This is a genomic window from Clostridium taeniosporum (assembly GCF_001735765.2).
Classification (GTDB): domain Bacteria; phylum Bacillota; class Clostridia; order Clostridiales; family Clostridiaceae; genus Clostridium; species Clostridium taeniosporum.
In genome coordinates this window covers 1,287,758-1,301,458 of sequence record NZ_CP017253.2, presented here as the reverse complement: position 1 = coordinate 1,301,458, position 13,701 = coordinate 1,287,758, and the positions used below count along the sequence as shown (strand labels likewise).

At 29.4% G+C, this 13,701-nt stretch carries 6 protein-coding genes; 3 read left to right on the top strand and 3 right to left on the bottom strand.

What is annotated here, in order from left to right:
• Positions 1–128: 128 nt before the first annotated feature.
• The 3 genes from BGI42_RS06160 to BGI42_RS06150 all read right to left on the bottom strand — a co-directional run bounded on the left by BGI42_RS06160 (position 129) and on the right by BGI42_RS06150 (position 10,584).
• On the bottom strand, positions 129–7,436 hold the full coding sequence (locus BGI42_RS06160; protein ID WP_069679489.1) for a DUF7507 domain-containing protein: 7,308 nt from the start codon (positions 7,434–7,436) through the stop codon (positions 129–131).
• 539 nt (positions 7,437–7,975) lie between these two features.
• Positions 7,976–8,845 (bottom strand): methionyl aminopeptidase, encoded by an 870-nt coding sequence (locus tag BGI42_RS06155; RefSeq protein WP_069679488.1) that lies wholly within the window; start codon positions 8,843–8,845, stop codon positions 7,976–7,978.
• A 296-nt stretch (positions 8,846–9,141) separates the two neighbouring features.
• On the bottom strand, positions 9,142–10,584 hold the full coding sequence (locus BGI42_RS06150) for a DEAD/DEAH box helicase (RefSeq protein ID WP_069679487.1): 1,443 nt from the start codon (positions 10,582–10,584) through the stop codon (positions 9,142–9,144).
• 341 nt (positions 10,585–10,925) lie between these two features.
• Here BGI42_RS06150 and BGI42_RS06145 point away from each other — a divergent pair, with 341 nt between their 5' ends.
• From BGI42_RS06145 to BGI42_RS06135, 3 genes are all read left to right on the top strand, one after another.
• Entirely contained in the window at positions 10,926–12,074 is a 1,149-nt protein-coding gene (locus BGI42_RS06145; RefSeq protein ID WP_069679486.1) for a DEAD/DEAH box helicase, read from the top strand.
• Positions 12,075–12,238: 164 nt separating this feature from the next.
• Positions 12,239–12,793, top strand: coding sequence for a hypothetical protein (locus BGI42_RS06140; RefSeq protein ID WP_069679485.1), 555 nt, complete (start codon positions 12,239–12,241; stop codon positions 12,791–12,793).
• Positions 12,794–12,966: 173 nt separating this feature from the next.
• Positions 12,967–13,362, top strand: a complete 396-nt coding sequence (locus BGI42_RS06135) for a bacteriohemerythrin (protein WP_069679484.1) — start codon at positions 12,967–12,969, stop codon at positions 13,360–13,362.
• Positions 13,363–13,701 lie beyond the last annotated feature (339 nt).

Below are 13,701 nucleotides of genomic sequence, written 5' to 3'. Positions count from 1 at the left end.
TATTGGTGATTTTATCTGCCATTAAGTTTTAATATTCTATAACTTTCTAAATATAAAAACAGCGAGCACAAAATATGCTCGCCATTTATTTTATCTAAATTATAAATATTGCTAAACTAGAACTAACATTAACAAGTGCAAACACTAGCTTTAATTAATATTGTGGCATTTGTAAATAAAGTTCTACAATTCAATTGTTTAAAGAAAATATCTTCTAGAACACCATTAATTTCAACATTACCATTACAATAATTTTCTGGTAATACTATGAATGTTGAGAATGGTATACTATAGTGTGCTGAATGAACTGATTGTTCTTCATCTAAAGCAGTATATTCAACAACTTCATTTAATAATCCATGAATGACTAACTTATATCCAGTTAAGTTTTGACCTTCATTTGATTCACTTATTGGTGTTTTAATTACATGAGATTTTATAATTTCTATATCTCCAGTAACTTCTGATATTTCTTCTACGTCTAGCTTCTCTATTGGTATAACTAAATTTTCTTCTACACTTAATTGTTTAAAGTTATTAATACCAATAGTTATTATATTACTTGAATTACTTGTAGGAGTACTTTCTACTATATCTGTTCTGCCATCTGGAAGTCTAAAATTAAACTTAACACTAGCACTATTTATGATTTGAAGCTCGCAGTTAGCCTTAACCACTTTTACTGTATATTTAACTATAGTTTGACCTCCTGCTTTAATAATTCCAATATTAACTCCTGCTCTGATATTGACATTATTGATTACTATTTCATTTACACTAAAACTTCCATTAACGAGTTCAACTACATCTGGCAAATCATCCTTAAATATTACATTTAAAGCATCCACTGTACCTGTATTCTTTAATGTTACAGTATAAGTTATAGTATCTCCTAATACTACGAAATCTTTATCTGCTGTTTTGATTACATCTATATTTGCTACTTCTGGAACTACATTTACTACATTACTAGTAGCATTTCCAACTTCAGGTGTATGTCCTGGCAATTGGAATCCAAATGTTGCATTAGATGTGTTAGTTATTGGATTTATTGTTGTAGATATTACCTTTGCTTGGAATGTTATTATCTTGCTTTGTCCTGGTAATAATTGACCTATATCTACTCCAGTTGCAATTCCTGATAATGGCTCAACTATTCCATCTACAGTTACTGTTCCTGCTATAAATTCTAAACTTGGACTTAATATATCAAATATTGTTACTGGAGAAAGTTCCACATTACCTAAAGTAATATCTCCTGTATTTTTAGCAACTACTGTATAGGTTACTGTTTCCCCAACTATAGCATATGACTTATCAACTGATTTTTCTAATTCAAGTTTAGGATTATAAACTGTAACACCTGGGTCCTCTCCTTCACCTTCTACTATTACTGGTGGTTTATTTGGATCTGTTATACTTATACCAGTACCAGTGGCAATGTTTTGGAAGGTAGCAGTTAAATCAGCTAATACTTGTATTGTTAAAACAATATCTACGCTTTCACCAATTGCAAGATTACCTATATTTATGCCAGATCCAATATCTCCATTAACAACGGCACCATTAACAGTAATTTGAACTACTTCAAATTCAGGTGGTAAATCATCTTTAACAATTACATCGTTTATAATAATATCACCAGTATTTTCTGCTGTAATAGTATATTGGAAGGTGTCACCAACTTTAACAGTAGGATTGTTTGACATCTTAGTCATAGTTAATTCAGGATTATAAACTCTAACAGTTTCTTCATTACTTTCACCAGCTCCATCAAATGTTTTTCCTGATACAACATAATCAAATTCTGCAGAAGCAGTATTATTAATAAATTTATCTTCAGGAATAGAAATAATCTCAGCATCAAAAGCTATGGTAGCACCAGCACCAACAGCTAGTGAGCCTATATTTACTCCAGTTAAAATACTTTGGTTAGAAGGTGAACCATTAATAGTTAGATTATCTGCATATTGAAGTCCTGGTGATAATGGGTCTGTAATTATTATATTATTAAGAGCAATTTCTCCATCATTTGTAACGAAAATAGAATATCTTACTATATCTCCAACTACTGCTCCAGTTCTATCTGCAACCTTTTCTAATTTGATACTTGATTTTAGATTTGTAGTATCAACTGGATTTGTAGGAACAATATTATCTATTGGTGGTTTATCTGGATCTACTGTATATGAATATTCTATATCAGCAGTATTAGTTAATAGATTTGGAGCAGTATCACCTACTAAAACTTCAAATGATATTATAGCAGTATCTCCAGCATCTATAGTGCCTACATTGATTCCTATATTAGGGTCTTCTGATGGTTTAGATAAACCATTTACCACTACTGAACCATCTACGAAGGTTGTTCCCTGAGGAACTACATCTTTAACTATTACATTAGTAACAGGAACATTTCCAGTATTTTTAGCTGTAATAGTATAAGTTATAATATCCCCTGGAGTTGTTGGATTTCTATCTACAGTTTTTATTGCCTCTTCAGGTGGTATTTCGCCATGATTAACTTCTGTATATACAGTATTAGTATTTCCACCACCACTAGCTCCATTTGGATTGTTTGGATCTACTGTATAAGTGTAGCTTATACTTGCTGTATTTGGTATTGGATTTGGATTTGGTATTTCATCTACTTTCACTTTGTAACTTAAAATAACAGTTTGTCCTGGTGCAATACCATTAGTTACATTTATTCCTGTAGCAGGAACTCCTGTAACTGAAACATTTGCTACTAAGCTACCATTAACATATGAAGTACCATTTGGAATAGGATCATTTATAATAACATTATTTGCTGTAGTATTTCCTGTATTAGTTACATTTATTGTATAAGTTATTTCATCACCAATATCTGCATAAGCTAAATCTCTTGATTTAACGAAGTTTCCCGGTGATACTAAATCAGCATTATTAATCTCTGTTGGTATTTCTGGTGTTGGTATTGGAGTTCCTCCTGGTACTGTTACTATGGCTACATTAGTTATTGGGTTAGGATCTGGAATTTCATCTCCTACTTTTACATCCCAAGATATGATTACAGTTTGACCTGGATTTATTGTAGTTATAGTAAGTCCTGTTTGTGGATCTGTTCCTGTATATCCAGTATTTACTGATAAATTATCATTATAAGTCGTACCATTTGGAATAGAGTCTGTAAATAGTACATTATTAACTGCTGCAGTTCCTGAATTTTTAATTGTAACTGTATAAGTTATGATATCCCCTAAGTCAGCATAAGACTTATTAACTGTCTTAGCAATTTCAAGAGCTGTTGTTTCTACAGGTGGGGTTGGAGTTGGAGTTCCTCCCGGCACTGTTATTTCAGCAATGTTTGTTATTGGATTTACTGTAGCATCTACTATCTTAACTTCCCATGTTATAGTTACAGTTTCTCCAGGATTTATTGTAGTTATAGTAAGTCCTGTTTGTGGATCTGTTCCTGTATATGCAGTACTTACTGATAAGTTATTGTTGTAAATAGTTCCTGTTGGTAATGGATCAGTAAATAACACATTATTAACTGCCTCAGTTCCTGGATTAGTAATAGTAACAGTATAAGTCAATATTTCTCCAACAACTGCAGATGATTTATCAACTGATTTAGTATTTTCAAGAACAGTTGTATAAACAGTATTTGTTTCAGTTGGCGTTCCATTAGGAATAGTTACAGTTCCTGTATTAGGGATAGGATTCGGAGTTGGAGCAGTATCACCTATTTTAACTTCCCAACTAATAGTTACAGTTTGACCAGGATTTATTGTAGTAATTGTAAGTCCTGTTTGAGGATTCAATCCAGTATATGGTACATTTACTAACAAACTATCATTGTAAGTTGTTCCAGCTGGAATCGGATCTGTAAATAACACATTATTAACTGCCTCAGTTCCAGGATTAGTAATAGTAGCAGTATACGTTATTACTTCACCTACATTTGCAAAAACTTTATTAACTGCTTTAGCAATTTCAAGAACTGTTGTGGTTACTGGAGAAGTTGGCGTTGGAGTTCCACCGGGTACTGTTATTTCACCTATATTGGTTATTAGATTTGCAGAAGTATCTACAACTATGACTTGCCATGTTATAGTTACAGTTTCACCAGGGTTTATTGTAGTAATTGTAAGTCCACTTTGAGGATCTGCTCCTGTATAACCTGTACTTACTGATAAATTATTATTATAAATAGTTCCTTGAGGTACATCATCTATAAAGTACACATTATTAACTGCCTGAGTTCCAGGATTATTAATAGTAACAGTATAAGTTAGAACTTCACCAACATTTGCAAAATCCTTATCTACTGATTTAGTATTTTCAAGAACAGCTGTAAAAACAGTGTTTGTGTCAGTTGGAGTTCCATTAGGAATAGTTACAGTTCCTGTGTTTGGAATAGGATTTGGAGTTGGAACAGTATCACCTATTTTAACTTCCCAACTAATAGTTATAGTTTGACCAGAATTTATAGTTGTAATTGTAAGTCCTGTTTGAGGATCTGTTCCTGTATATCCTGTACTTACTGATAGATTATCATTATAAGTTGTTCCAGCAGGAATTGGATCTTGGAAGAATACATTACTTACTGCAGTTGGACCAGGATTGGTTATACTTACAGTATAAGTTATTACTTCACCCACATTTGCAACAGTTTTATCAACTGCTTTTAAGATCTCAATTACTGTTGTTTCTGCTGGGGGTGTTGGTGATGGTGTCCCACCTGGTACTGTTATTTCACCTATATTGATTATTGGATTTACAGAAGTATCTATAACTATAACTTCCCAAGATATAGTAACAGTTTCACCTGGATTTATAGTAGTTATAGTTAAACCAGTTTGAGGATCAGTTCCTGTATATCCTGTACTTACTGATAGGTTATTATTATAAGTTGTTCCGGCTGGAACTGGATCTTGGAATAATACATTATTAACAGCACTAGTTCCTGGATTCGTAATAGTTACAGTATAAGTTAAAGTTTCACCAGCATTTGCAAAACTTTTATCTACTGATTTAGTATTTTCAAGAACTGTTGTTTCTACAGGTGGAGTTGGTGTTGGAGTTCCACCAGGTATTGTTATTTCAGCTATATTAGTTATTGGATTTGCAGAGGTATCTACAACTTCAACTTGCCATATTATAGTTACAGTTTCTCCAGGATTTATTGTAGTAATTGTAAGTCCTGTTTGTGGATCTGTTCCTGTGTAGCCTGTACTTACAGATAAGTTATCATTATAAGTTGTTCCGGCTGGAACTGGATCTTGGAAGAATACATTATTAACTGGATCAGTTCCAGGGTTAGTAATAGTAGCAGTATAAGTTAAAATATCCCCAACATTTGCAAAATCCTTATCTACTGATTTAGTATTTTCAAGAACAGCTGTAAAAACAGTGTTACTTTGTATTGGAACCCCACCATCTATGGATGCTGTCCCAGTGTTTGGAATAGGATTTGGAGTTGGAAGCACATCCCCTATCTTGACTTCCCAACTAATAGTTACAGTTTCACCTGGATTTATTGTAGTTATAGTTAAGCCACTTTGAGGATCAGTGCCTGTATATCCTGTACTTACTGATAAATTATCATTATAAGTTGTTCCTGAAGGAAGAGGATCGGTAAATAATACATTGCTAACAGCTACTGTTTCTGGATTTCTAATAGTTACAGTATAAGTTAAAACTTCACCAACATTTGCAAAAGCTTTATCTACTGATTTATTTATTTCAACAAGAGGGTCTCTTATTACTAGATAGTAATCTTCAACTTCTCCATCACTTGCTGCACCTATACTTCTTGTATCTAATAAGGTTGGGTCTGCAGCATTACCATTTACTAAATTATCAGTTGTAAGTCTAAGTCTTACAAAAGTATGATCTGGAGTTATACCAGCAGGTACAGTAAAGTTTAAAACTACTTGTTGAGTAGATGCAGAAGTTGGAACTACTTGAACAGAAGCAGCTTCATTCCCTTCAAATATACCATCTTGATTAAAATCTATCCAAGCATATAAGTTAGCAGAAGCACCTGTATCTATTGGATTTGTAACAGTTACAGTTAAGGAATAAGTCGTATTAATTGTTAGCAAGTCAGTAAGAGGAACTGCTAAACCATCATCTTGAATACCTTTTGGAATATCATCACCTGTTGCATCAGTAGTTGTATTTGCATATGCATCCGCTTCACTAGTTACTTGTGTTCCTAGAACTAAACCATTAATTATTTGATGTCTAGGACCATTATTAGCGAATAGTGTTGTATAATCATCCGGCCCATTCCCAGGATTTGGATCAGGAGCATCACCATAGTCTATTTCAACTAAAGCATTAGCACACATAGCTCCATCATTACCACTTGTTGCAACAGTTTGAGAAAATACTTCAGCAGTGGCAGTAGTACCTGAAAAAGTTACACGATAAATAACTCCTGTATCGTTATTAATAGCATATAAAGTACCACTAGCATCCATAAACATAGCTCCATAAAAGACGCTTCCTGGTATACCTATTGTTGTAAAAGTTGTTACAGCACCTGTAGTAGGATCTATTTTTACTGCATTACCATTAAAAGTTATTGAATATAAATAACCATCAATTGAATTCCATGACCAATCTGCTATATTAGAAATGGCTATTTGAAGAGTATTTCCATATGGTGATGTATCTAACACATATCCATTTTGAGGGTCAAGCAATTGACCAAATGTAGGTGAATTCTGATCTACATCAACTACATAATACCTATCAAGTACATTACTATATAAAAATAAATGTCCTTGATCATCTATATCTCCTACAATATAATTAGCTCCATTTGGCAAATTAGGAATAGATCCAAAATCAGTTACAGTACCATTTTCTGCCACTCTTACAAGATTCTCAGTATTATTCTCAATACCATATATCATACTATCTAAAATGTTATATCCAATAGCATTCACATTAAATCCCATATTTGAATTTACAACAGTTACATCACCTGTTACTAGACTAATCTTTAAAAATTCCGTATTAGTTCCTCCAGGAGGTATAGCAACTTGATATCCAATTGCTGAACAAATAAAGGTATCTGGATTATCATGACCAAAATTTGCTGCAGTTACGGTTTGATTATTTGTTATATTGGTTGCAGTTACAGTAACTGTATCAGTTCTAAAGGTACTTGAATTTGTAAATCCTGCTGGTTGTTCAAATGTTGTTGGTGGACATGTAGCTCCAGGATTTATAGCTGTTTCATAGATAGTATAATCCCCAGCTATATTTATATTTGTAAAAGTATATATACCAGACACATTTGTTTGAACTGTTGTACATACACCATTAGGATTTCTTAAAACTACATAGGCACTTGGTATTCCAGGCTCACCTGGATCATACACTCCATTGTGATTTAAGTCATCAAAGACTCTTCCAGTAATAGTTGCAGCCATATATTAATCACTCCTTTAATAATAAATTTTAACATTTACAAATAGCATTAAAAACTTCTAAATTCTTTTACAATCTAACATACATGCTTTTACAGCATTAATATAAACATTGATTTAGAATGTATTAACTTGCGATATCAACCCGGTTAATTTCTTTAAACAGTTATATTTGATATTTTACAATTGTTAATGCTATAATGTTTAATTAAATCTTATTTAATTCTTTACATAGACTTTTTTTTCCTAAAAAAGACTCTAATCTATATTATTCTGAAATTCACTTTTGGTTAATATAATTATTTTTGCAACTATTCAGTTAAGGTACAAATTTAGATATAATTTTAGATAAGACAAATATAAATATATCTACACTAATCTTAAATAAACGTTCTAAAATTTTCCTACTATAAAACAAACTATTCCATAAAAAAATACCACCCTATGTTTATACAAACATAAGATGGTAATCTCTTATATAATTACTACGTCCAACTTTACTTATACATATATATATAAACTATACTTAAAACATACCAGAATTATTTAGCTAATATTTCAATTCCAGTTTCAGTTATTAGAACAGTATGTTCCCATTGAGCTGATAAAGAATCATCTTCTGTATATATAGTCCATTCATTTTCAGCATCTACATATACATTATATTCTCCAGCATTAACCATTGGTTCTACTGTTAGTACCATTCCTGGTACTAAAACCATGTCTGTTCCTTTTTCACCTATATGAGGTACAAAAGGTTCTTCATGGAACTGATTTCCTACTCCATGCCCACCTAAAGCTCTAACGATTGTATAACCATTTTTATGAGCTACTTCTTGACAAGCCGCTCCAATATCACCTAAGTGTCCCCATGGTTTTATTGCTTTTATTCCAGCTTCCATACATTCTTTAGCTACTTCAACTAATTTCTTAGCTTCTGCACTAACTTCACCTATCATAAACATTCTTGATGCATCTGAATAATATCCATTTAAAATTGTTGATACATCTACATTTACGATATCTCCATCTTTAAGTATTATCTTTTCATCTGGTATACCATGACATACTTCATTATTAATAGAAGTACATACACTCTTAGGGAATCCTTCAAAATTTAAAGGTGCAGGTATAGCACCATGTTCTACTGTATAATCATAAACTAATTTATCTATCTCTAAAGTAGACATTCCTGCCTTTATCTTGCTTGCAACTAAATCTAAAACTCCATTATTAATTTTTGCACTTTTTCTTATTCCTTCTATATCTTCTGGAGTTTTTATTATTTCTCTTGGTGGAACTCTTTCGCCTTTTAATCTTAAACTTTCTAATTTCTCATCAAATTCTAAATGGCATCTTTTATATTTTAATCCACTGCCACACCAACACTTTGCGTTTCTATTTGAAAACATACCTTTAAATACACCTCTTTGCTATATTTGTTTTAAATTTTATGTAACTAAATTTTTAGATTATTCTACATTTAATTATAATTTCTCATACTATAAAAAATAACACACTATATATTATATAGAAAAAATCTAAAAGTGATTTTTTAACTATTTATTATTCTTTATTCAGTATAACTAAATTATACTATTTAATCAAATTATTATCTTATTTAATTAAATTATACTCATTTTAGCATTACTAAGTTTAATTACTTCATCCTGATTTGCTTATTCATATATAAACACTTTACTTAAAATTATTTTCTCGCTCTATCACATTTAAGCTTCTTACCCTTTATTGTAGCTGCCTTTAGTCCATTTATTACTATTTTACCTTTTCCATTTAATATATCCACATATGAAGCTATATCTTGAACATCTATTATTCCTATATCTTCTCCAGTTACTCCTGGTATCTTAGTTATAGCTCCAACTATATCTCCTGGACGAATCTTCTTCTTCTTTCCACCATTTAGATATATTTTCATTATGTTTTTACTTACAGCATTGCTCTTTTCTTTTTTCTTTTTAGGTCTAGTTTTTAATACACTAAAAGCTTTTTCTATGCATTTACTTACTTCTTCCTTACTTGGAAGTTCTTTAGATTCTATTTTAAATCCTATGTAGCTTTCAATTTCATTTAAGTATCTATCTCCAGAATCTTTGCATAAAGTTAAAGCTTTTCCCTTTGCCCCTGCTCTTCCTGTTCTTCCTATTCTATGTACATAAGCTTCTTTTTCAACAGGAATATCATAATTTATAACATGTGTTATTCCTTCTATGTCTATTCCTCTTGAAGCTATGTCAGTTGCTACTAATATTCTAAATTCACCTCTTCTAAATTGCTCTATTGTATTAAGTCTATCTTTTTGCATCATTCCACCATGGATCTTATTTGTTGAATATCCTTTATTCTTTAAATAATCATATACTTTATCTACATTTTCTTTTGTTCTACAAAATACAACTGACGTTTCTGGCATTTCTGATATTAATACATTATTTAATGCTTCCAATTTTTCATTATAATCTACAAAATAAACACTATGACTTATATTATCATTTACTAACTTTTGAGATTTTATTGATATACTAACTGGCCTACTCATATGTTTATCACATAAATTCTTTATTTCATCTGGTATAGTTGCTGAAAATAATAATGTTACTTTTTTCTTTGATATTCTTCTAATTACAGCTTCTACTTGTCTTATAAATCCCATATTAAGCATTTCATCAGCTTCATCTATAACAAAATATTTTATCTTTGATACATCAAGGCTTCCTCTATCAATATGATCTAGTACTCTTCCTGGAGTTCCAACAACAATATGAGTTTTTTGTTTTAACTTTCTTTCTTGTTCTGTTATTGCTTGCTTTCCAAAAATGGCTACAGAATTAATTCTTTTATATCTTCCTATATTTAAAACATCTTCACTAATTTGGACTGCCAATTCTCTTGTTGGAGCTAATACTAATACTTGTGGTTTATTTTCATCCCAATCTATTTTCTCACATAACGGAATACCAAAAGCAGCTGTTTTACCACTTCCTGTTTGAGATTTTACAACTAAATCTTTATTTCTAAGTATTTCTGGTATTACTTTTTCTTGAACTTCTGATGGCTTTTTATATCCAAGTCCTTCTATTGCTTTTAAAATTTCATCACTTATATTAAATTTATTAAATTCATTTTTCATTCTTTAAATTTTCTCCTATCCTTAGCTTAATTAAATGCCTAAAACAATATTATTAACATTATAATATTATTTTAGGCATATGAAAATAAATAACAAGTCAAAGATGCCACAGATACTCTGTGAAATACAATGACTTTGTTTCTAATAATAATTATATTATTCTCAACTTTATTCTGTTAATTCTCAATTAATATTTACTTACATATGTATAAGCATATTCTAAAAATTCAACTAACCTATATGATTATATACTACAAATACAAGTTTAACTAGAAAAATATAACCATTAAGTATATAATTAATCATACTAATATTTAAAAACAAAGGAGAATTTTTATAACATGACAAAATCATTTCAAGATTTAAATTTAAATTCAGATATAATAAAGGCATTAGAAAAACAAAACATTACTGTTCCAACTGAAATTCAAAGTTTAACTATAAATGAAGCTTTAGAAAATAAAGACATTATAGGTGAAGCATTTACTGGAAGTGGTAAAACTTTAGCTTATCTTTTACCTATCTTTCAAAGAATAAATACTGAAAAAAAAGAAATGCAATCAATAATTTTAGCACCAACCCATGAATTAGTTATGCAAATTGAATCACAAATTAAATTACTTTCAAATAATTCTGGTATAAACGTTAAATCTCTTGGAATTATAGGAGATGTTAATATAAATAATCAAATAAAAAAAATTAAAGAAGTTAAACCTCATATTATAGTTGGATCAACTGGAAGAGTTCTTGATCTTATAAGAAAGAAAAAAATCACTGCTCACACTATAAAAACTATAGTTATAGATGAAGTTGATAATTTACTAGATCCAAAGAGAGCTCAAATAGTTAAAGATATAATAAAAACAACTATGAGAGATAGACAATTAATGGCTTTCTCAGCTTCTATTAAGCCTGAAATAGTTAATTCATTAAAAGAGTTGATGAAGGATCCAGTAGTAGTTAAATGTAAAGGTAAATCTTCAATTAATCCTAATATTTCACATATGTATGTAAAATGTGATAGAAGAGATAAATTTGAAGTTCTTAGGAAGATAATATCTTCTGAAAATCCAAAAAGAGCTTTAGTATTTGTTAATGACAATAAAGATATTGAATTAACAGCTTTAAAACTTAATTATCATAGTAAAGACTGTTTTGCTATCAGTGGACGCATTTCTAAAGAAGAAAGAAAAAAAGCAATTGATAGTTTTAAAAAAGGTAAAATTAAAATATTGGTTTCTTCAGATGTTTCTGCTAGAGGACTTGATATTCCTGATATAACTCATGTATTTGATTTAGATCTTCCATTAAAACTTGATGAATACTTACATAGATCTGGCAGAACTGCTAGAGGTACTGGTAAAGGTATTTCTATCTGTATAGTTACTGACAAGCAAATGAACATAATAAAAAAATATGAAAAAACATTTAATATAAAGTTCCAAGAAAAAATAATTTCAAATGGAGTATTTAAAGATAAAGTTAAGTAACTGTTAAAGATTACATTAAAATTTAATCTTTATTAAGATTCTATTAATTTCCTTTTATTAAAAATAAATAGTGATATAATATCTTATATAAAAATTTTTTACTATATATTACTATATTAATATAATTAATATATAAATTTTTTTGATTTTAGGAGGAAAAGGGAATGAAAAAAAATATTATTAAATTATCAGTAATTTCACTATTATGTATTATGACATTAATATCATGTGGGAAACCAAATACTAATAATACTGATAATAATAACACTACTGAACAAACTCAAAACGAAAATACTACTCCAACTATACCAGGAAATGTTGAACCTTCTACTGTAGAAGTTAAAAAGGTTGTTAGTATAGATAACTTAAAAGATAAAGACGAAGCAACTATTAAAAAAGTTTTAGGAGAACCTAAGAGTAAAGAGGAAAACAAAGTCACTTATGAAAAAGATGATTATACTTTTGAAATAACTTACGTTGATTCTAAATCTGCAATCATCAAAATTATCCCAACAAAAGAAATGAAATATCCTAACGATGGTATCAATATATTAAATGTATTAGGAATTAACGCACAAACTCCAGATGTTACTGCACCTATAGGACTTGTTTGGAATAATAAATTTAATACTTATAAAATAACAGTTGCTTCAGATGCTTCTGTAGAAAATAAACTTAGTTATGTTGAAATTATATTAGATGAAAAATATGCTCAATAATAAGAAAGATGCTTATTAAGCATCTTTCTGTATTTATTTAGTTTGAATTTATATATATTTATAATATAATGATATATATATATAAATTATATTATATATCACCAAGAATAATGTAGAATATTTTACTAAAGATAAAATTAAGTAGCTAAATAATCAATTAATGAGGTATATAAATGATAAAGTGGGATGATAGCTATAATATTGGAATTAAAACTATAGATGAACAACATCAATATCTGTTTAAACTATGTAGAAATTTAGAAATGTTACTTGAAACTCCTAATGTAATATATAAAGTAGATGATGCAATTAAGATTATATGTGAATTTAGAAATTACATCACTTATCATTTCTATTTTGAAGAAATGTATTTTAGTATAGCACAATATGATAATCTAACAACTCATATTGCTGAACATGAACAATTTAAAGACAAAATTTTAGATATTAATATTTCTAATTTTTATAAAGAAAACTACGATGAATTAAAAACATTAATTAACTTCTTATATAGTTGGATATTTGATCATATAACTAAGAAGGATATTATATTAAAAAATTTTATATAATAATACTATATAAAGTGCACCCTATATATAGTAGACTCTCTTTTATAAGTGTCTACTATATAGGGTTCACTTTAATAAATAAACCACCTTTCTTAATGAATTTGATATTTGCAAATCAATTTTACACTAGAATTGGTGGTTTTTTATTAGTTTCAGCTTAATTTTTTTATCAGAATCCATCTTGATAATTGCTGGATATAAAAATCGAACTTAGAATTGTCTAAAAATGTAACAGTTATACCATTTATTATTATTTTTAATTCATAGTAAAACGTCTAAAATAAATCAATTGAATTCATCCTATACTGGGTAAAATTAGTACCTAGATTAGCCTAAACC

What these genes read in the sequence shown, in the direction of transcription:
- BGI42_RS06160 (WP_069679489.1), bottom strand. Translation starts at nt 7,436, where the DNA reads ATGGCTGCAACTATTACTGGAAGAGTCTTTGATGACTTAAATCACAAT.
- BGI42_RS06155 (WP_069679488.1), bottom strand. Translation starts at nt 8,845, where the DNA reads ATGTTTTCAAATAGAAACGCAAAGTGTTGGTGTGGCAGTGGATTAAAA.
- BGI42_RS06150 (WP_069679487.1), bottom strand. Translation starts at nt 10,584, where the DNA reads ATGAAAAATGAATTTAATAAATTTAATATAAGTGATGAAATTTTAAAA.
- BGI42_RS06145 (WP_069679486.1), top strand. Translation starts at nt 10,926, where the DNA reads ATGACAAAATCATTTCAAGATTTAAATTTAAATTCAGATATAATAAAG.
- BGI42_RS06140 (WP_069679485.1), top strand. Translation starts at nt 12,239, where the DNA reads ATGAAAAAAAATATTATTAAATTATCAGTAATTTCACTATTATGTATT.
- BGI42_RS06135 (WP_069679484.1), top strand. Translation starts at nt 12,967, where the DNA reads ATGATAAAGTGGGATGATAGCTATAATATTGGAATTAAAACTATAGAT.